The sequence below is a fragment of the methane-oxidizing endosymbiont of Gigantopelta aegis genome, assembly GCF_016097405.1.
Classification (GTDB): domain Bacteria; phylum Pseudomonadota; class Gammaproteobacteria; order Methylococcales; family Methylomonadaceae; genus Methylomarinum.
Genome location: NZ_JAEHGD010000001.1, coordinates 107485 through 127310 on the forward strand (window position 1 = coordinate 107485; position 19826 = coordinate 127310).

Annotated in this window: 24 protein-coding genes and 2 pseudogenes; 10 read left to right on the forward strand and 16 right to left on the reverse strand. The window is 45.8% G+C overall.

Annotated elements, in window-relative coordinates; all coding sequences use genetic code 11:
- Positions 1-156 precede the first annotated feature (156 nt).
- Positions 157-558, reverse strand: coding sequence for an exosortase system-associated protein, TIGR04073 family (locus JEU20_RS00540; RefSeq protein WP_198243019.1), 402 nt, complete (start codon positions 556-558; stop codon positions 157-159).
- Between the two features lie 217 nt (positions 559-775).
- Here JEU20_RS00540 and JEU20_RS00545 point away from each other — a divergent pair.
- Both JEU20_RS00545 and JEU20_RS00550 read left to right on the forward strand, forming a co-directional pair.
- Positions 776-1068 (forward strand): annotated as a pseudogene (locus JEU20_RS00545) (BrnT family toxin).
- Positions 1046-1288, forward strand: a complete 243-nt coding sequence (locus tag JEU20_RS00550; protein WP_198243021.1) for a BrnA antitoxin family protein — start codon at positions 1046-1048, stop codon at positions 1286-1288. Before JEU20_RS00545 ends, JEU20_RS00550 begins: the two are co-directional and overlap by 23 nt.
- 44 nt (positions 1289-1332) lie before the next feature.
- Here JEU20_RS00550 and fdxA read toward each other — a convergent pair whose 3' ends face one another.
- The 3 genes from fdxA to JEU20_RS00565 form a co-directional block, all read right to left on the reverse strand.
- On the reverse strand, positions 1333-1656 hold the full coding sequence (gene fdxA, locus JEU20_RS00555) for a ferredoxin FdxA (RefSeq protein ID WP_198243023.1): 324 nt from the start codon (positions 1654-1656) through the stop codon (positions 1333-1335).
- Between the two features lie 371 nt (positions 1657-2027).
- The gene (locus JEU20_RS00560) at positions 2028-2717 is read right to left on the reverse strand and encodes a tetratricopeptide repeat protein (RefSeq protein WP_198243025.1); all 690 of its coding nucleotides are present in this window, start codon (positions 2715-2717) and stop codon (positions 2028-2030) included.
- Positions 2718-2773: 56 nt separating this feature from the next.
- Positions 2774-3244, reverse strand: a complete 471-nt coding sequence (locus tag JEU20_RS00565; RefSeq protein WP_198243027.1) for a CYTH domain-containing protein — start codon at positions 3242-3244, stop codon at positions 2774-2776.
- A 161-nt stretch (positions 3245-3405) separates the two neighbouring features.
- Here JEU20_RS00565 and sodB point away from each other — a divergent pair, with 161 nt between their 5' ends.
- Complete coding sequence (gene sodB, locus JEU20_RS00570; protein WP_198243029.1) at positions 3406-3984, forward strand: superoxide dismutase [Fe]; 579 nt, start codon at positions 3406-3408, stop codon at positions 3982-3984.
- A 322-nt stretch (positions 3985-4306) separates the two neighbouring features.
- On the opposite strand, the gene fusA is transcribed toward sodB, so the two are convergent.
- From fusA to arsC, 6 genes are all read right to left on the reverse strand, one after another.
- Positions 4307-6391, reverse strand: a complete 2085-nt coding sequence (fusA, locus tag JEU20_RS00575) for an elongation factor G (protein ID WP_198243031.1) — start codon at positions 6389-6391, stop codon at positions 4307-4309.
- 429 nt (positions 6392-6820) lie between these two features.
- Positions 6821-7753: a 2-dehydropantoate 2-reductase gene (locus JEU20_RS00580; RefSeq protein ID WP_198243033.1), complete on the reverse strand. Its 933-nt coding sequence runs from the start codon at positions 7751-7753 to the stop codon at positions 6821-6823.
- Complete coding sequence (gene hda / locus JEU20_RS00585) at positions 7740-8435, reverse strand: DnaA regulatory inactivator Hda (RefSeq protein ID WP_198243035.1); 696 nt, start codon at positions 8433-8435, stop codon at positions 7740-7742. The genes JEU20_RS00580 and hda overlap by 14 nt, the downstream gene beginning before the upstream one ends.
- A gap of 2 nt (positions 8436-8437) precedes the next feature.
- Positions 8438-8782, reverse strand: coding sequence for a DUF2069 domain-containing protein (locus JEU20_RS00590; RefSeq protein WP_198243037.1), 345 nt, complete (start codon positions 8780-8782; stop codon positions 8438-8440).
- Entirely contained in the window at positions 8779-9363 is a 585-nt protein-coding gene (gene wrbA, locus JEU20_RS00595) for an NAD(P)H:quinone oxidoreductase (RefSeq protein WP_198243039.1), read from the reverse strand. Before wrbA ends, JEU20_RS00590 begins: the two co-directional genes overlap by 4 nt.
- Positions 9360-9713 (reverse strand): arsenate reductase (glutaredoxin), encoded by a 354-nt coding sequence (arsC, locus tag JEU20_RS00600; RefSeq protein WP_198243040.1) that lies wholly within the window; start codon positions 9711-9713, stop codon positions 9360-9362. Before arsC ends, wrbA begins: the two co-directional genes overlap by 4 nt.
- Before the next feature lie 246 nt (positions 9714-9959).
- On the opposite strand from arsC, the gene ubiA reads away from it, so the two are divergent.
- From ubiA to JEU20_RS14840, 4 genes and pseudogenes are all read left to right on the forward strand, one after another.
- Entirely contained in the window at positions 9960-10832 is an 873-nt protein-coding gene (ubiA, locus tag JEU20_RS00605; protein ID WP_214657271.1) for a 4-hydroxybenzoate octaprenyltransferase, read from the forward strand.
- A 208-nt stretch (positions 10833-11040) separates the two neighbouring features.
- Positions 11041-11109 (forward strand): annotated as a pseudogene (locus tag JEU20_RS14830) (hypothetical protein); the annotation flags it as partial.
- Positions 11110-11211: 102 nt separating this feature from the next.
- Positions 11212-11358 carry a helix-turn-helix domain-containing protein gene (locus JEU20_RS14835; RefSeq protein WP_245395039.1) on the forward strand — a complete coding sequence of 49 codons (147 nt, stop codon included), beginning with the start codon at positions 11212-11214 and terminating at the stop codon, positions 11356-11358.
- A 29-nt stretch (positions 11359-11387) separates the two neighbouring features.
- The gene (locus JEU20_RS14840; RefSeq protein ID WP_245395192.1) at positions 11388-11966 is read left to right on the forward strand and encodes an IS630 family transposase; all 579 of its coding nucleotides are present in this window, start codon (positions 11388-11390) and stop codon (positions 11964-11966) included.
- 302 nt (positions 11967-12268) lie between these two features.
- Here JEU20_RS14840 and JEU20_RS00615 read toward each other — a convergent pair whose 3' ends face one another.
- The 4 genes from JEU20_RS00615 to cysD form a co-directional block, all read right to left on the reverse strand.
- Positions 12269-13027, reverse strand: a complete 759-nt coding sequence (locus JEU20_RS00615) for an HAD family hydrolase (protein WP_198243044.1) — start codon at positions 13025-13027, stop codon at positions 12269-12271.
- An 88-nt stretch (positions 13028-13115) separates the two neighbouring features.
- On the reverse strand, positions 13116-14177 hold the full coding sequence (queG, locus tag JEU20_RS00620) for a tRNA epoxyqueuosine(34) reductase QueG (protein WP_198243046.1): 1062 nt from the start codon (positions 14175-14177) through the stop codon (positions 13116-13118).
- Between the two features lie 41 nt (positions 14178-14218).
- A complete protein-coding gene (gene cysN / locus JEU20_RS00625; protein WP_198243048.1) occupies positions 14219-15856 on the reverse strand; it encodes a sulfate adenylyltransferase subunit CysN in 1638 nt (545 codons plus the stop codon).
- Positions 15857-15894: 38 nt separating this feature from the next.
- On the reverse strand, positions 15895-16803 hold the full coding sequence (cysD, locus tag JEU20_RS00630; RefSeq protein WP_198243050.1) for a sulfate adenylyltransferase subunit CysD: 909 nt from the start codon (positions 16801-16803) through the stop codon (positions 15895-15897).
- Between the two features lie 100 nt (positions 16804-16903).
- On the opposite strand from cysD, the gene JEU20_RS00635 reads away from it, so the two are divergent.
- Positions 16904-17338 carry a hypothetical protein gene (locus tag JEU20_RS00635; RefSeq protein WP_198243052.1) on the forward strand — a complete coding sequence of 145 codons (435 nt, stop codon included), beginning with the start codon at positions 16904-16906 and terminating at the stop codon, positions 17336-17338.
- Between the two features lie 93 nt (positions 17339-17431).
- Here JEU20_RS00635 and JEU20_RS00640 read toward each other — a convergent pair whose 3' ends face one another.
- Positions 17432-17812 (reverse strand): hypothetical protein, encoded by a 381-nt coding sequence (locus tag JEU20_RS00640; RefSeq protein WP_198243054.1) that lies wholly within the window; start codon positions 17810-17812, stop codon positions 17432-17434.
- A 49-nt stretch (positions 17813-17861) separates the two neighbouring features.
- Complete coding sequence (locus JEU20_RS00645) at positions 17862-18326, reverse strand: DUF302 domain-containing protein (RefSeq protein ID WP_198243056.1); 465 nt, start codon at positions 18324-18326, stop codon at positions 17862-17864.
- Between the two features lie 17 nt (positions 18327-18343).
- On the opposite strand from JEU20_RS00645, the gene mobA reads away from it, so the two are divergent.
- Positions 18344-18943: a molybdenum cofactor guanylyltransferase MobA gene (mobA, locus tag JEU20_RS00650; protein WP_198243058.1), complete on the forward strand. Its 600-nt coding sequence runs from the start codon at positions 18344-18346 to the stop codon at positions 18941-18943.
- Positions 18933-19763, forward strand: coding sequence for a formate dehydrogenase accessory sulfurtransferase FdhD (locus JEU20_RS00655; RefSeq protein ID WP_198243060.1), 831 nt, complete (start codon positions 18933-18935; stop codon positions 19761-19763). The genes mobA and JEU20_RS00655 overlap by 11 nt, the downstream gene beginning before the upstream one ends.
- The last annotated feature ends 63 nt before the right edge of the window (positions 19764-19826 follow it).

The following is a 19826-nucleotide window of genomic DNA, read 5'->3' on the forward strand; positions in this document are numbered from 1 at the left end:
TTTTTAAAGGGTCAGAGTCGTTTTTTAGGCAACCTCTCGTTCCCACGCTTTGCGTGGGAATGCCTGTAGTGACGTTGCACGTCACGAGACGCTGGAGCGTCTTGGTATGCATTCCCACGTGCAACGTGGGAACGAGAGGTCGAGTGGTCTGGGGTGTTAGTCGTGTTGTGGGTCGGTTTGGGTGTCCATTTTGAAAATCTGGCCGTAGCTGGTGTCTTTTTCAAAATAGTCTTGCCATGGGTAGGCCGGTTCTACAATTTGGCGCGTGGGCAGGGGGGAGGTGACTAAGTCGGTGGCGCCGGTGGCTGTGCGGCCAACCATGTTGATAAGGCCTTTGGCCAGGCCACCGGTCAGGCCGTAAAAAATGTTGCTCTGGTTGGTGGTGTTGATGATGTTTTTAGGAATTTCCAGCGCAGAGAGTGCGATGTTGGCCAGGCCGTTAATGGCTTTGTGGGTGACGCGCTCGCCGTAGCTTTTGTGTTCATCTGCGAATGCAGGGGTTGAGATAACGAAGCTAAGCAGGAGTGTAGTGATTATGCGGGTGTTATGTGGTTTCATTACTTATTCCTTTTGTGCAAATAAATGTGAGTATAGCAGAGCCTTGGAGGATGGTGGGGGGAGAGAATACGGAAAAAAGTGGCGTTAGGCGGGGTGGTTGCCAAGAGTGTCGGGAAGCTTGGCTTTTAAGTGGGGTGGTGTTTGTTTTGATGGGTTTTGGTTGTTGCTGTAAGTTTTGGGTATGGCGAAATAGCCATATTTATGCTATTTTTTCCCTATGAGCGAATCGAACTTCGAATGGGATGAGGCCAAAAACCTTGAGAATCAGCAAAAGCACGGGGTTTCCTTCTATGAGGCACAATATGCCTTCCTTGATGAGCACCCCGCGTTATTGCCGAAGATTTGGCCCATAGTAAACAGGAAAAGCGGTATTATTGCTTCGGTCTGGTTCAAGAGAAGAATGGAGTTCTGACAGTTCGGTTTACCTATCGTTCCGGGTGCATTCGAATTATCGGTGCAGGTTATTGGCGCAAGGGCAGGAAAATCTATGAGCAAACAAATTCAATATAGTGATGAGCCGGTTGGTGAAGTCAAGTTAATCGCAGACTTTCTGCCATCACCGGCAGAGCTTGCTGTCAAAAGCAAAAACACAAAGGTTACAATTTCGCTAAGTTCGGAGAGTGTGGCCTACTTCAAGCAAGCAGCAAAAAAGCACCACATGCAATATCAGAAGATGATTCGGCAATTGCTTGATGAGTATGTGGCTCATCAAAAAGGCGCTAACAAATAGCTCTACCGGCACTTTAGTCTGCCGGTGAGCATGGCGTTATCGGGTTATCTTTCTAATAGGTCAAGTTTGCCGGGTTTGCCGTTCCAGTCGTCAGCATCTGGCAAGGGGTCTTTGACTTCTGTGATGACGGGCCATTCCTTTGCAAGTTCGGCGTTTAATTCTATAAATTGTTCCTGGTCGGCCGGGAGTTCGTCTTCTGCAAAAATGGCGTTGGCGGGGCATTCCGGTTCGCATAATGTACAGTCAATGCATTCTTCCGGATCAATGACGAGGAAGTTGGGTCCTTCGTGAAAACAATCTACAGGGCAAACATCAACACAGTCTGTATATTTACATTTAATACAATTTTCAGTGACTACAAAGGCCATGTTTTTATCCAAATAGTTAATGTGAATGAGTGGTCGTATATTATCAGAATATCGGCAATTAAAAAAACCGGATTTTGCTGGTTTAAAGTTTGTTGCTTATGGCGTAGTGGGAGGATTTTTGTGTTTTTCTCGTTCCCATCTATGTTGTACGTGGGAATGCGTTTTGTGACGTTATACGTTACGACTCCCAAACATCACCAATCTCGATAGATATCGATCAACCCCGTTATGCCTAGGTAATTCCGCGCAACTTTCGATATTCCTCACCCACTTTGCGGGCGGGACGCAGGAGCGTCCCGGTATGCATTCCCACGTGTAACGTGGGAACGAGGATTAAAAAAAACGGATTTTGTTGTTTTCCGATGTGTTGTTTATGGCGTAATGGGGGAGTTTTTGTATTGGGTCTGGCCGGAAAAGAGTTGTGCCAGTTTTTCTTTGCCTGAATGGTTTAGAACGGCTATGACTTCTTGCTTTAATTGGCTGTCGGCGAATTGTTGTGTTGTTCTGAGTGGGGCTGCTAAGGCTTTTTTGAGGTAGTTTAACGCGTCTTGGTCTTGTCCTTGGCTGAGTAGAAATTTAGCGTAAAAATAATTGCTGTCTATGCCATTTGGATTGATTTTCAGCCCTTTTAGTAGCATTTGTCTGGCTTTTTCGTTGTCGCCGAAAGAAATTGGCCAGGGTGGTGCCATGAAATAGAGTGTGCCGAGCGTGGTAAAGGCGGTGCCTGCTAGTGCGTTTGGGTTTTGTTTTATGCTTTGTTCTAACAGTGTTTTTGCGTTGTCTAAAGCGGTTAGGGCTTCAAATGCGGGTAGGTTGGCTGCCTGGGTGGAGAGTAAAACGGCATGCCAGATTTTAGGCTCGACCGCTTCAGGGTATTGTTGGCTTAATGTTTGGGCTTGCTTGATGAGCGCTGAGAGTGAGGCTTTTTGTTGTTCGTGAGTTTGTTGGTAATAGGCTTTTGCCCAGTCGCTTTCAAGCTTTTCGATGGCGTCATCAAGTGGGCGCGCAGCAACTGTGCTTGAGATGAGTAGTAAAATTGCAACATATGTTGTTTTAATCATACAAGCAATATAATGCAATTTTACCTATATTTCAATATATTTGCGTCCGAATGAGGCTATTTCCAGTTTTTGTAGGGGTTTTTGCATAGGTTGTTGTTGTAATAACGCAAATCATGTGTGACTTCTTCGCCAATCCAGTCGGGCAGGCTGAATTTTTCTTCAAGACTCTGCAGTTCGACTTCAGCGACGATTAGGCCGGCATTGTCGCCGGTAAATTCATCGATTTCCCAGACATGCTGGTCATGGTTGACAAAGTAACGGGTCTTTTCAATCAGCGGTCTGTGACATAAGGTTTCCAGCATTTTTTCGGCATCGGCTAGCGGGATGCTGTATTCAAACTCTTGGCGGTGGTTGCCGATGGTGGCGCTTTTTATGTTGAGCCAGGCATCGGTGTCTGAGGTTCTGACGCGAATTGATGTTTTATCGTTGCCGCATAAGTAACCTTGACGATAGCGGACAGAGTGGCTGATGTGTTGGCGCCAGTTGTCATTTTTGAGTAAGAATTTGTGTTCTATTTCAAGTGCCATGATGTCACCGTCTTTGTGTTGTGGGGCGGGTATGATAAAACATTAGAGTGCTAATCACATAATTCTTTATTATAATAGTGGGTTATTAGCTTAAGGTGTGTCCTTAGCTGATAATATAACTCGTATTCTGGATGCAGGATATTTTTTTACAGGAGAGAATCATGACTTTTGAATTACCCCCATTACCTTATGCAAAAGATGCTTTGGCGCCTCATATTTCTGAAGAAACACTGGAGTATCACTATGGTAAGCATCATCAGACCTATGTCACTAATTTGAATAATTTAGTGCCGGGTACTGAATTTGAAGGTAAGTCTTTAGAAGAGATTATTAAAACGTCCTCAGGCGGCATTTTTAATAATGCAGCGCAGATTTGGAATCATACGTTTTATTGGAACAGTTTGTCGCCAAATGGTGGTGGTGAGCCTACCGGTGAGTTGGCTAATGCGATTAACAGAACGTTTGGTTCTTTTGAGGAGTTTAAGGAAGCATTTACTAAGTGTGCGGTAACGACGTTTGGTTCGGGTTGGGCCTGGTTGGTAAAAAATCCTAATGGTACGCTGGAGTTGGTGAGCACCAGTAATGCGGGTTGTCCTTTGACTGAAGGTCAAACGCCATTGTTGACGTGTGATGTTTGGGAGCATGCTTATTATATTGATTACCGGAATGCACGGCCTAAGTATTTGGAGGCATTTTGGAATCTGGTAAATTGGGATTTTGCGGCGAAAAATTATCAGTAGCTGATGTTTCATAGAGCTGGGTTCCCCGGGGCTGTTATTTTAGGTTGTAAGTTGTAGGATGGGTAGGACGAAGTGAAGCCCATCAATAAATGGTTTAGCGCTTGTTCCCACGCTCCAGCGTGGGAATGCATATGGCGTATAAATCGATAAGCGCCGGCATGGGGTTCCCACGGAGGACCGTGGGAACCAGAGGTCGTGGCTAAAGCCGCTCCTACGGGGTTTTGCTCTGGTGGCATAAATAAAAAAGCCCGCAATGATAATCGTTGCGGGCTTTTTTTTGCCAAGTGGCCAGAAGCTGATGCTTCTGGCTTTGATGTCGCAATTAGCTGTTTTTATTGCGTTCCTGGGCTTCTTTGATGACTTCATCAGCCACGTTTTTAGGGCATGGCGCGTAGTGCGAAAATTCCATCGAGAATTGTCCACGGCCCGATGTCATGGTTCTCAAGTCACCAATATAACCGAACATTTCGCTCAATGGCACGTCGGCTTTAACGCGAACGCCGGTAACACCGGGTTCTTGTGCTTTGATCATGCCACGACGACGATTCAAGTCACCGATAACATCACCGACATTATCTTCAGGGGTGTAAACATCCACTTTCATGATCGGCTCAAGCAGTTGAGGGCCGGCTTTAGGGATGGATTGACGATAAGCGGCTTTTGCGGCAATTTCAAATGCAATCGCTGATGAATCCACTGCGTGGAAGGCACCGTCAAACAGAGTTACTTTGACGTCTAAACATGGATAACCGGCTAAAACGCCTTTTTCCATGCTGCTTTCAAAGCCTTTTTCAACGGCTGGCCAGTATTCGCGTGGTACGTTACCACCGGTTACTGTCGATTCAAATTCGAAACCGGTGCCGGGTTCTGCAGGTTCCAGAATATAGTCGATTTTCGCATATTGACCTGAACCACCCGATTGTTTCTTGTGGGTGTAGCTGTCTTCAATGCGTTTCGTGATGGTTTCACGGTAGGCAACTTGTGGTTTGCCGACATCGACTTCGATGCCATGTGTTCTTTTTAAGATGTCGATTTTGATGTCGAGGTGTAATTCGCCCATGCCTTTAAGGATGGTTTCGCCACTGTCTTCGTCGGTTTCAACCCGGAAGGAAGGGTCTTCCTGGATCATTTTACCAATTGCAATGCCCAGTTTTTCCGCGCTAGCTTTGTCTTTAGGCGCAACTGCGATCGAGATAACCGGATCCGGGAATACCATCGGCTCAAGAATAGCCGGGTCTTTAGGGTCGCACAAGGTATGACCGGTTTGGACATTTTTCATGCCGATAACAGCGACGATATCGCCCGCTTGGGCTGAATCGAGTTCTTCCCGCGAGTCGGCATGCATTTCAACCAGACGGCCAATTCGTTCGGTTTTACCAGTCGAGCTATTTAGGACGGTCATGCCTTTTTCCATGCGACCGGAATAGATGCGGATAAAGGTCAGTGCGCCAAAGCGGTCGTCCATGATTTTGAACGCTAATGCGCGTAATGGGCGGTCTGGGTCAACGATGGCAAACTTGCCGGTTTCATTACCTTCCAGATCAACTTCAGGCTGAGGTTTGACTTCGGTTGGGTTGGGCAGGTAATCGACAACGGCGTCGAGAATTAGCTGCACGCCTTTGTTTTTGAAAGACGAGCCACAATAAGTCGGGAAGAAGTCGAGCGCGATGGTGCCTTTGCGAATGCATTTTTTTAAGGTGTCAATATCGGGCTCTTCGCCATCCAGATATTTTTCCATGGCTTCGTCGTCTTGTTCCAGCGCCGTTTCGACCATTTTTTCGCGCCATTCTTCAACTAGATCAACCATGTCTTCAGGAATATCTTTGATTTCGTATTTTAGTGGGTCGCCAGAGTCATCCCAAACCCAGGCTTTGCGCGTTAACAGATCAACCACACCAACAAAATCATCTTCGCGGCCAATGGGCACGGTCATAACCAGTGGGTTTGCACCGAGCACATCTTCAACCTGTTTGACGACACGGAAGAAATCAGCACCTAAACGATCCAGTTTGTTGATATAGATGATCCGAGCAACTTCTGATTCGTTGGCATAACGCCAGTTGGTTTCAGATTGGGGTTCTACACCGCCGGAGCCACAGAATACACCGATACCGCCATCTAATACTTTCAGGGAGCGATACACTTCGATGGTAAAGTCAACGTGTCCCGGGGTGTCGATGATATTTAACCGATGACCGTTCCATTCACAGGTTGTCGCAGCAGACTGAATGGTAATACCGCGTTCCTGCTCCTGCTCCATAAAGTCGGTTGTGGCTGCGCCATCATGAACTTCGCCGATTTTATGGATTTTACCGGTCAGTTTGAGGATACGCTCCGTGGTTGTGGTCTTACCGGCGTCAACGTGGGCGAAGATACCGATGTTTCGATATAGCGATAGATCTGTCATGTTTGTACTCTAAAAAATGGACATAAAAAAACAGTTAACCCTTATGCAAAACAAGGGCTTGGTGTCTGGTTATAAACGTGGTTTTTTAATCGACCGGAAACGGCGAATATTAACCGAGCAAAGCCGAAACAAAAAGGCTTTAAAAAACTTTGTATTTTAACCTAAAAAGCCAAAAAAAGCAGAATAAATCCAGCACCTCGTCCTGAAGGTCAAGGTTTTCTTTAAGGAAATCCAGCCCCTCATCGAGGAGCTGGATAAAATTATGCACCTTTTCATCCTCGCCATTAATGATGAGGTATTCTGAGGTGCTGGATAAATCAAGTCGTGCAATTGAAAAGGATAGCAGGATGGGTGGTTTTTTAAAGTAACTGATGTGTTACGTTGAGCTTGTATTTTTTCGCGCTAGGAGGGTGTCGCAGTAGAATTTTCCTAAATCTGACAGCCTCCTAGTTGACGCAATTGCATTAACGCATATAAGGCTTTGAGGTTGGGGCAGTCAAGCTGCTGGCGAGTAGCGGCACGTATGGCATTGCCGAGAATGGCTTCGGTTTCCAGCGGTCGGCCGTTTTCAAAGTCCAATAGCATGCTGGTTTTATATGGTGGCATTTTATAGGTGCTTTCGATATTGCTATCGATAATATCCGCCGGTAGCGGGTGGCCGCAGGCGGCGGCAATATCAAAAACTTCCTGCATGATGCGGCGGATAAATGCTTCCTGGGTTGACAGTATATCGAGTGTGGCCAGGCCGCCGGAAAGCACCGGCAGGGGGTTGAAGGGGGCATTCCAGATACATTTTATCCAGCGCCCGGTGATGATGTCGTCCATGCCTATGCATTCGATACCGCTTTGTTGAAATAAATCGATCAGGGTTTGAGTTTTTTGCGAAACGCCGCGCGGTACATTGCCCAGGGTTAATTTGCCGTAGGCTAGGTGGGTGATCGTACCGGGGGTTAGTCGGTTGCAGCAGATAAAAGCCAGGCCGCTGATGACTTCGTTATTGGGAAAAGCTTCGGCGAGTTCCTGTTCGATTTCGACGCCATTCTGGATAAAGACAATTGCGGTGTCAGGCGATACGGCATCGCGAATCAAAGCCACGCGGTCGCTGTCGGGCGTGATTTTACTGCACAGGATGACATAATCGGCAACACCTTGATAATCGGCGGCCCGGGTGACAATTTGGCTGGGCATAAAGCGCCAGTGTCCTAAAAGGTGGCTGTTGATTTGATAACCTTGTTTTTTTACAACAGGGTAATCTGAGCGACAGACAACGGCGACATCGCAGCCTGCCTTAGCTAGCAGGGCGCCGTAAAATGCGCCTATTGCGCCCGCGCCGACGATGAGAATGCGTTTAGTTTGGGCCATTTTGGTCAATGATGCGTTTAATCATGGCAACAGAAAGTTTGCGTTTTTCCATCAATGTGGTTTGCGCTATTTTATCCAATAATTGCCATAAACCGGGTAGGTTGCGTTGATAATGTTGTTGTAAAAACCGAGCTATCCGATCGGGGACTTCAATGCCCATCGACTGGGCTTTCAGCCGAAATGCAGCGATCATTTCAGCATCTGACAGGATTTTTAGTTTCAGGGTCAGACCCCAGCTCATGCGGGTTTTCAGATCATGCAGCATAAAAGGTAGGTAGCGCGGTGGACAGCTGGCTGTGAGCAGCAATTGGTGTTCACGTTCACGCAGACGGTTATAAAAATTGAACAGGGCGTGTTCCCAGTCGGCGTTGCCGGCAATCTGATCGACATTATCCAGGCAAACCAGTTCGATGGCGTCCAGGCCTTCTAGAATTTCAGGGTTGGCATCAATAAGGTTTAAATAGAATGCCTGGCGGCCGATGTGTTGCGCCTGTTGGCAGCAGGCCTGTAATAAATGGGTTTTACCCAGACCGGTTTCGCCCCATAAATAAAGCTGTAATTCCTGTTTATCGTGGATAAAACGCTGCAAATGTTCCAATAGTTCCTGATTGCTGGCCGGAAAAAAGCTGTCGAAATTATTTTCGCTTTGAAGATCAAATTGCAGCGGAAGTTGGACGGCCATGCTTAGTTTTTAGGTGCGGTGTACACATAAAATCCGGCGCTGAAACACAATATCAGGCTGAAAACGACTTCGGCCAGTCCTAAATGGCGTTCGAGCGGATTGGCGTAGGCTTCGATGACGCCATGGACAAAATAGAATAGACTGAGGTAGCTAAGCCAAGTGCAGCTTTTCAGGCGGCCATCGAGCAAGCCACGAAAGGGGAGCAGCAATGGCGTGATGCTGACCAGCAGCACCAGGGCGACCGGAAAGCGGGTAGAAGGGGCTAGCACGGTATTCCAGGCCATCAACAAGGCAAACAGGCCAAAAAAACTGAAAATAGCGAGTGCTAATAAAAATTTTCGATTCATGATAGGCGAGAAGCGGTGTACGCCAGTCGTTTGCCAAGCGTGTGGCACAGTGTTTTTTCGTGATCGCTCAAGGTTTGCGTGTCATTCGCCAGATGACTGGCACCATAAGGTGTGCCGCCACTACGGGTTTGTTGCAGGGCGGGTTCATCGGGTGGAATGCCGACAATCAACATACCATGATGCATCAACGGATAAATCATCGACAGCAGGGTGCTTTCCTGGCCACCGTGCATGCTGCTGGTGGAGGTAAAAACGGCTGCTGGCTTGCCGGACAGGTCGGCTGAAAACCACAGACCGGTCGTGCTGTCGATAAAATATTTCAATGGGCTGGCCATGTTGCCAAAATGTGTCGGGCTGCCCAGTGCCAAGCCATCACATTGGCGTAAATCATCCAGCGTAACATAAGGTGCGCCACGTTCGGGGATAGTGTCGGCAGTTTTTTCGCAAACCGTGGAGATTTCCGGGACAGTACGCAATTTGGCTTCACAGCCGGGTGCCATTTCCACGCCACGGGCAATGTGTTGTGCCATCTTTTCGGTACTGCCATTGCGGCTGTAATAAAGCACCAGAATGGTCGTCATGACAAAATCGCCAGCACATTTTCCGGTGGACGGCCAATGGCTGCTTTATTATTAGCCAGGACAATCGGGCGCTCGATCAAGCGTGGAAACTCGACCATGGCGGCAATCAGTTGTTCTCGGCTGAGAGAGGTGTCGTCCAGGTTGTTTTCTTTGTATTCCTTTTCTTTTTTGCGCATCAGCGCGCGTGGATCATCCAGACCCAGTTTATCCAGAATATCAGTTAATTCTTCGGCGGAAGGCGGGGTTTTTAGGTATTCGATAATTTCGGGTTCGATACCTTGTGTCTGTAATAACTTCAGCGTTTCGCGTGACTTGCTGCAACGCGGGTTATGATAAATTTTTACAGTCATGATGTGATTCGATAGCTAAAAAGTGCGATTATAATGTTTTTTTTGTGGCGGGTCTGATTTAATCGCTGAAACTTATGTTACGTCCCGTAGGAACGGCTTTAGCCGCGACTGGAGGCGTTAACGGAGTTTGATCGTGGCTGAAGCTACTCCTACAGCGAGGATCAAAACGAGTAGCAATCTGCTTAAATGATGGGTTTCGCTATCCTACTTGCTGAGTAATTTAAGACGAGAGATAACTGGATAATGATGAATGTGAACACTATAAAAGACAGGCTTTGGCAATATTGGTTATTGTGCCGTTTCGATAAACCGATCGGGATTTTGATTTTGTTATGGCCGGCGCTGTGGGCATTATGGATTGCCAGTCACGGCCAGCCGAACCTGTTGGTGTTCGTGGTGATTTGTGCCGGTGTTGTGCTGATGCGGGCGGCAGGCTGCGTTATCAATGATTATGCCGATCGTGACTTTGATCCCTATGTCGAACGTACCAAACAACGGCCGATTGCGGCAGGAAAGGTCAGTCCTAAAGAAGCTCTGGTTGTTTTTATGGTGTTATGCCTGACTGCGTTCGGGTTGGTTTTGTTGTTGAATATCAAAACCATTTTGTTGTCTTTTATTGCCGCATTTCTAGCCGCCAGCTATCCTTTCATGAAACGCTACACGCATTTGCCGCAAGCTTATCTGGGTATTGCCTTCGGCTTCGCTGTGCCGATGGCGTTTGCGGCACAAACCAACACTATTCCGCCGGTGGCCTGGCTGTTGTATTTAGCCGTGATGCTATGGGCCTTGGTGTATGACACCATGTACGCCATGGTCGATAAGGACGATGATTTGAAAATCGGGGTAAAATCGACCGCGATTTTATTTAGTCCATATGAGCGCGAAATCATGGCCGTATTGCAGATTATTATCTTAGGCTTGTTGATTTGGGTTGGGCAAATTGAGCGATTGGGTGGATTTTATTATGCCGGTGTCGGCGTTGCCGCTGTTTTGTCGGTGTATCAGCAAAAACTGATTTTTCATCGCAATAAGGCCGATTGTTTTAAAGCCTTTTTAAACAGCAATTGGTTTGGCATGGCGGTTTTTATCGGCTTGTTGCTGGATTATGGGTTGCGTTAATCCGTAACCGTTCACAGGGTTAAGCGGTCAAGTAAATTTATATACTCTTCGCAAATGAGAATTTAGCATAAAAAGATGACGTAATGGAGTGAAATATATAAAATAAGGCCATGTCGAATTACACCCTTCCAGAGACTGAATTAGCCGATTTGCGCGAAGCCATGGTGAGCTTCGAGAAAAACGTGATGCAGACCGAGTTAAAGCCATCATTCTTTTAGGTTCAGGCTGGTCAGCAACAAACGTTGCCGAAGCACTTCTCATTGACCGCAATACAATCCGTACCTACTATCGAAAATATAAGAAAGGTGGTCTTGCTAAACTCCTACAAACTCAGCATGTTGGAAGTGCCAGTTTCTTATCGGTTTCAGAAGCGACCGAGTTGGATGAATATCTGCAGAAAAATCTTCACTTAACCGCTAAATCGGTTGCAGCTTACATTAAAGAGCGTTGGCAGGTTCGCTATAGTGAACGCGGTGTGACAGCCTTGCTGCATCGCTTGGGTTATGTCTATAAAAGCCCAAGCTGATACCCGGCAAAGCTAATGCAAAAGCCCAACTGGAGTTCCTTGAGAAATATCAACAACTAAAGGAAGACAAGCAGCCCGAAGACTTGATATTGTTCATGGATGGTGTTCATCCACAACATAATCCTGTAATGGCTTGTGGTTGGATTAAGCGTGGTGTGGAATTCACGATTCAGAGTAATACCGGGCGTCAACGTCTCAATGTCAACGGTGCAGTCAATATCGATTCTCTGGATACTGTCTGCCGCTTCTATGACACCATCAATGGCGAGGCAACGATTGATCTTTGTAAGGCGATTGAAGAACGTTACCCGAAGGCTGGGACTATTTACATCATTTGCGATAATGCACGCTACTACCGATCAAAGGCTGTCAGACAATTTCTTGAAATGTCGCGAATTGAATTAGTGTTTTTACCGCCGTATGCGCCGAATCTTAATTTGATTGAACGGTACTGGCGATATTTCAAGAAAGAAATCTTATATGACCAGTATTATGAAACATTCAAAGAATTCAAAATAGCCTGCGAGACATTCTTTTCTGAGCCAGAAAAGCATGTCGACAATTTGCGCTCACTTTTAACTGAGAATTTTCAAATTATCGGTGCATGATGGTTTGCTCTATTTTCATGTGCGGAGAGTATACCAAGAAAAGGGTAACGGCTCACCCGGTTGTGTTTTAGCCGGAGTAGGTCATTGATTTATCAGGACACGTGAATACATCCATGTAGTTCTGCATAACATCCCTGTTATGCAAGCCTGATAAATCAACAACCTACACCTGCTTTTCAGAGGGGATGAGTAGATACAGAAAAGGTTTTTCAGGCTGATTTTTGCTCAGCCTGGGCGAGTAACATCTGTTGATAATGCCGTTCTCGGCGTGTTGATAGAATGTTTACAGCAATATTTGACCATTACAAGTGGGCTAAAAAGTCATTGAGTTGAATAACGCGAATTGAATGAACAGAGGCCTGTTTTTTATCTTCAGCTGTGTTGTAACCCCAGGCTGCAAAAAAGAGTTGGGTGGTTTTTAATTGCGCGTGTTGTTGTACGTCAAGTAAAGGTGGTAAACGGTCTTCGACAAAATAAAGGGTTTGGTCGGGGTGTTTTTGTTGCAGCATCAGTAAGATGGCGTCTTTTTTCAGTTTGCGTTCCAATCCAAAAATAGCCTGATCGGGAATCTTAATGTCATTCGCCGAAAGAATTTGCTGGACAAAGCGTTCTTGTTTCGTGGTGACGATATAGCAAGGATGGTTTTGCAAGATAACAGCAGAAAGCTTGTCTTTAATACCGGGAAATAAGGGATTGTTTTTGATCCAGTCATCGGCTGCCGATTTGATCCACTGGTCACGGGTTTCGCCAAAGAGCCGTTTCAGTTCATCCTCGTTGAGAGTCAATTGCTTTTGCAGTGTGATTTTAAGCGCTTCAAAATCAGCAAGGATGCTTTTAGCGCTTATATTTTCAAACAGCAGGCGAATGACAAAAATAGCTTCATAGCCGGTTTCCAGTACGGGGCGAGCGCGACAAAATTGCTCGACAATAGCGTCTGGGCAGGACTCTGGCATATCCGGCCAAATTTTCCTTGCACTTTTCCAGCCTGCAACGCCAGTTTCTACGGCGCTATCACAGATTACACCATCAAAATCCAGGGCATAAACGATTGATTGATTCATGGTCGTTACTTCGATAAATTGGGCTGATGATTATATCATTCCAAATTGGCTTATTCTGATGGCTTCTTCAAGCTTTCAATAACTAAGTTCACGACGATAATGAGGTCAGTCGCTGTAGCGCCCAGTGAATATGTTCGGCAACGAGTTCAGTGCAATCGGATAGGCGCTGACTTAAGGCTTGGATGACAGCTTCGCTTTTTTGGCCATTGCCGAGCGCAACGGCAATATTTCTAAGCCAACGTTCGTGGCCGATGCGGCGAATGGCTGAGCCTTCCGTATTTTTTAAAAAGGTTTTTTCATCCCAAGCGAACAATTCAACTAATAGCGCACTATCAAGTCGATGCCGTGGTGAGAAGTCTTTTTCACAGCTCAAATGAGCAAAACGATTCCATGGGCAGACGAGCTGACAATCATCACAACCATAAATACGATTACCGATTAAGGGACGCAGGGACTCTGGAATGGCTGTTTTAAGTTCAATGGTTAAATAGGAGACACAAAGCCTGGCATCGACTTGATAGGGAGCTATGATGGCTTGTGTCGGACAAATATCGATACATGCTGTGCAATGACCGCAATGGTTTGTTGCTGACGAGTCGGTAGGGAGGTTTAAGTCGGTGTAGATTTCACCTAAAAAAAACCAGGATCCGGCTTTGCGATTGATAAGGTTGCTGTGTTTTCCAATCCAGCCTAATCCGGCTTTTTCGGCAATGGCTTTTTCAAGCACGGGGGCGCTGTCAACAAAGGCACGATAGCCAAACGGCCCCACTTCGTGTTCGATTTTATGCGCCAGTTTTTGCAGTCGATTACGCATCAGTTTATGGTAATCCCGACCGAGGGCATAACGCGAAATGAATGCTGTTGCCGGGTCATGCAATCTTTTTTCTATAGTCGGCTGGGGTTCTGGTAGGTAGTCCAGGCGGACAGAAATAATACTGCGTGTGTTTTCAACCAGTAGTGCAGGGCGACTCCGTTTCAGGCCATGTCGGGCCATAAAAGCCATATCCCCATGATAGCCCTTGGTCAGCCAATGCTGTAAGCGTTGTTCAGCCTCATGGAGATTGGTGTCGGTGATGCCCGTTTGCTGGAAGCCCAGTTCTTGGCTCCAGCGGTGAATTTTGTCGGGAAGTCGTGCTATATCTGAAGACATAAAAGGCCGGCGTTACCCGGGCAGTAATGTTGACTAAAAAATCAATAGATGATTTTTTTGGATTTTAACGACTCATAAATGCTATCGAGTTCGAGCTGGTCGGTGTTAAAGCTTAAGTCAGCCTGCTCACCGGCGCAGTTTATGCAAAGCGAGATCAGGCCGGCATTTTTAATGACAGGCAGTAAAATACTCAGCAGATTGTCTTCTATTTGATCCAGAATGGTCGTCGCGTGGCCGGTATCAAATAGTTTGCGTTCCAGTTGTTCGGCGCGGGCGGAGGCTTGCTCGCCTGATAAATGAATAACAGCCGCTTGCTGGCTAAAACGAGCGGCGCGTTCTTCAGGCGATACCGGGTGGCGTTCTTCATTATCCGCCGCGCCGGTAATCATGCCGGCGCCAACAGTCACATTGGTCAGCCGATCAATGATGATAAAGGCACCTGTGCCTTTGATCTTTTTGTATGGATCAAACACCAAGGGAGCATTGACAGAAACTTTACAAGAACCAATTTCATTGAGTTTTAGTTCGCTGGCATCATGATGTTCCAGAGTGTTCACATCGATACGATAATGGATGTTGGATACAGAGCCTGATACGCTGCGTGTCGCCAGTTTTATGATGTATTGGCGACCGGGAACCATAGACTGTTCAGTCATCCAGACGATATTGGCATCAAATTGATCTGACACGATAGGTTGAGAGCCAGCATCGGTTACGATAATATCGCCACGGCTGATGTCGATTTCATCATTTAAGGTCAGGGTGACCGCCATCGGTGGAAATGCTTCCTGCAAGTCACCATCATAGGTCACGATCGATTTGATAGTGCTGTTTTTTCCCGAAGGCAACACGGTGATGGTGTCGCCCGGATGAAAAATACCGGCTGCGACTGTACCACAGAATCCACGAAAATCCAGGTTAGGCCGGTTGACATATTGCACCGGGAAGCGGGTATCGGTCAGATTTTGATCATGGGCAATTTCGATGGTATTGAGTAAATCCATCATGGTTTTGCCGCTATACCAAGGCATGTGTTCACTGGGGCTGACAACATTGTCACCATTTAAAGCGGAAATGGGGACGAAATGAATATCGTCTATATCCAGCGTTTGAACAAAATCCAGATAATCCTGTTTGATTTTATTGAAAACGTCTTCGCTATAATCGACCAGATCCATTTTATTGATGGCGACGATGATATGCTTGATACCCAGCAATGAGGTAATGAAGCTATGTCGTTTGGTTTGTGTCTGAACACCATAACGCGCATCGACCAAAATAACCGCCAGATCGCAGGTTGAAGCACCTGTTGCCATGTTTCGGGTATATTGCTCGTGTCCCGGTGTGTCGGCGATAATGAATTTACGTGTCGATGTGGAAAAATAGCGGTACGCAACATCAATAGTGATGCCTTGTTCGCGTTCCGCTTGTAATCCATCGACCAGCAAGGCCAGGTCTATTTTTCCGGCACCGGTGGTGCCGGATTTGACGCTGTCGGCCTGTACCGCGGCTAATTGATCTTCATAAATCATTTTGGAGTCATGCAACAGTCGCCCGATTAGGGTACTTTTGCCGTCGTCGACATTGCCGCAGGTTAAAAACCTGAGAAGTTCTTTTTGTTCATGTTGTGCCAGATAGGCGTTTATATCGGTGCTGATCAGTTCAGATTGGTGTGACATAGTGGTAATTTACTCAAAAAGTGTGCTGGAAAAACGTGTTAGAAATATCCTTCCCGTTTCTTTTGTTCCATGGAACCTGCCTGATCGTGATCGATCAGTCGGCCTTGTCGTTCCGAGGTTGTCGTCAGCAGCATTTCCTGAATAATTTCAGGCAAGGTTGTTGCCGTTGATTCGACAGCACCTGTCAACGGATAGCAGCCCAAGGTGCGGAAGCGCACCATCTTCATTTCTATCTTGTCATCTGGGCCAAGTGGCATACGATCATCATCCACCATAATCAACATGCCATCTTTATTGACTACAGGGCGTTCTTTGGCAAAATACAGCGGTACGATTGGAATATTTTCCAGATGAATGTATTGCCAGATATCCAGTTCAGTCCAGTTCGATAGCGGGAATACCCGTATGCTTTCACCCTTGTCGATACGACCATTGTAGATATTCCATAATTCAGGTCGCTGATTTTTAGGATCCCAGCGATGGTTTTTGTCGCGGAATGAATAAACCCGTTCTTTTGCGCGTGATTTTTCTTCATCGCGACGCGCGCCACCAAAGGCCGCATCAAATTGATATTTGTTAAGTGCTTGTTTGAGTGAATCAGTCTTCATCACATCGGTATGTTTTTTACTGCCGTGTGTGAAAGGGCCGATGCCTTGTTTTACCCCGTCTTCATTGATATGAACCAACAATTCCAAGCCTAAGTCCTTGACTAATTTGTCTCGAAACTCAATCATTTCCTTGAATTTCCAAGTCGTATCTACGTGTAATAATGGGAAAGGCGGTTTGCCTGGGTAAAATGCCTTCATGGCAAGATGTAACATGACAGCAGAGTCTTTGCCGATTGAATAGAGCATGACGGGTTTTTCGAATTCGGCGGCGACTTCACGAATGATATGAATGCTTTCAGCTTCAAGCTGTTTTAAATGAGTGAGTTTGTAATCTGTCATCAAGGTGTCCAAGGTTGCCAGAGCTTAACAAAAGCTCATATTCTAAAGTGAATTGGGGGCTAAGGCCAGAAAACAATATATATAATAAAATATTAATATAATGAAAAAGTTACACGGAATAGATGTATTATTTAAGCCTTGCCAGCGAGTACTGACTGATCGTCGTATCGCTGATGTGTTATTGAAGGATTTGGCGCATTGTCGTTTTTATATTTATGGCGACTATAAAGGTGAACACATTATCTTGGCCGAACTGGTTTTGCAGGAGGAATCGTTGCAATACGAACCGTTTGATAAACGGATTGATTTGAGTATGGCGGGGGTGATCAAGCGAACGGATAGTGTGCCGCTGACCTATCGTTTGCAAGGAGAGGTATTCGGTGTCAGCGGACGCTGTTCGGTTATCCCGAAAGTGTGTGGTGTCGATTTTTATATGGGGCAAAGCTATTCTGGGAATGTGGGTGAGCGCATTCAGATGAAATTTAAAATCAAGCTGGCGGACATTAAAAAACAGCTTAAAGCTTTGAGAGAGTAGGTTTTAGTTTGGATTGGCTCTCGCTTAACCCAGCTTTGCTAACAAGTACAACAATGGCAAGGCTGGGTTAAGTGTCAACTTAATTTTTGGCGTTTATTTTACGAAACACATTCTTTCGGCATAGGCTTCGGCTTCCTTTAAGCGTTTTTTCAAAGATTTCGATTGCTCAGGGTCGCGAAATGCGGCGCCATTTTCGCCGGGTGTTTTACGCATAAAGCCAAAAGTGGTCGCCGCTTCGTACTCTTTGAAGGTTAATTTCTCGGCAATTTTGTCGATTTTACAGCCGCAGGCATATTGCGTGATATAGGTCAGACCGCCGTGTTTAGCGACACACTGTAAAACATATTCAACCCGGTCACGGGTAGGATACTGATCAATATAGCTTATCGTTTCGTCTTCAACTTTAGTCTGATTGGTTGTGCAGGCAGCACTGAACAATAAAAGGAAAAAACTGATAAGGACTTTGTTATTCATTTTTTTGATGTTCACAAGTTTTGGTAAAAGAGTATTGTAACGAATTGATTTATTCTTCTGCGGCAAAATCGACAATCGCTTTCAATTTTAAATTCATTTTATGGGCAAATTGATTGAATTTCGGGTTGTCGGTATTTTCAGGTAACAAATGGGTTTTAATGAGTGTTTGGTTTTTAAATTGGTAAACCACAACATTGCACGGCATATAATGAACGGCATGCGGGTCCAGTTCTAACAGGATTTTTGCATGGGATAAATTGCAAAACTGGACGGTATCATATTCGGGAAAGTTTTGTGTGCCACGGTCACGAATGACTTTGCCAACCCGACTATGGCCCGTGATTCTGAAATTATGTTCTGCAATTGCGACTTCTAGCTCCGCTAGCACATCATCATACGGTTTATCTGTTCTGGCCTGATAATAATAGACTGTTTCCTTATGAATAGGTTCAGGTCGTATTGCACTACAGCTTGCAATAAAAAATAAGGCTGCGACAATGATTAGTGGCTTCATCTTATTAGCATATCATTATGAATCAGCAAAACAAAGTAACCGGTGTGATATTAGCAGGTGGCTTGGCCAGGCGCATGCAGCAACAGGATAAGGGCTTGATTTTGCTCCATGACAAACCGCTGGTGAGCTATGCTATTGCTGCAATGGCACCAGTAGTCGATGCATTGGTGATTAATGCCAATCGCAATCAAGCTGAATATCAGCAGTTTGGCTATCCTGTTGTTTCAGATCAAAACTTGACATTTGCCGGGCCGCTAGCGGGCATATTGGCCGTCATGACTGTGGTGCCAACCGATTTATTACTGGTGATGCCTTGCGACTCGCCCCTGATAAGGCCTGAACATTTACAGAAAATGCTAAAAACGCAGGCGGAACAGGATGCTGATTGTGCGGTCGCCTCTGATGGCGAACGCTTGCATCCGGTTTTTTTGGTACTGAAAAGTTATCTGAAAACCAGTCTTGAACAGTATTTGGAAGCCGGTGAACGTAAAATTGATCGTTGGTTGATGCAGCATGACTGGGTACAGGTCGACTTTAGTGATCAGCCCGAGGTGTTTCAGAATATTAATACGCCGGAACAGTTGAAACAGGTCGCCGAGGTGATGCATGAAAAATAATAACAGGCCTCTATTAACCCAATCTGGCCTGGCTCATGCGGTGGTGGAAATAGCGGTCGATGAAAATGGACAGAAAAGACCTATTCATTTAGTCATGGAGCGGCCATTAACCCTTTATGTTGATAAGCAGGAAATCGTGACTTTAATGACAATGGGCGCAGAACCTGAGCTGTTGACACTAGGTTATTTAAAAAATCAGGGCTTTTTTGAGGATATTTCCAGCATAAAACAGGTGCAGGTCGATTGGGAAACGGATGCAGTCGCTGTCGTGACATATCAGCAAAACAGTGATTTCAGCCAACAAATGCAGCAGCGCACGGTGACGACAGGTTGCGGACAGGGAACCGTTTATGGTCGATTGATCGATAAGCTGAAAAATATCAAGGTGGCGCAAGCCGGCTTTAAGCAAAGTGAACTTTATGCTTTATTGAACGCATTAAGACAGCATAATGAAATCTATAAAAAAGCCGGGGCTGTTCATGGTTGTGCGTTGTGTTGCAATCAAAATATCGAATTTTTTATCGAAGATGTTGGACGGCATAATGCAGTCGATGCAATTGCAGGCTTTATGTGGCTTAACAATATCAATGGCGCCAATAAAGTTTTTTATACCACTGGACGTTTAACCTCTGAAATGGTTATCAAGGTTGCTCAAATGAATATCCCTGTTTTGGTTTCACGTTCCGGGGCAACTCAGATGGGGCTGGAAATGGCGCGACAGGCCGGCGTAATGTTAATTTCTCGAGCGAAAGGCCGTCATTTTCTGGTATTAACAGAAGCAGACCGGTTTTTATTTGATGATTTGGTTCAGAATAATTAAAAGAATACTTGAATTCACTGGGATTCAGTATTGTAATAACCTTGATCCGATATTTTTCAATAA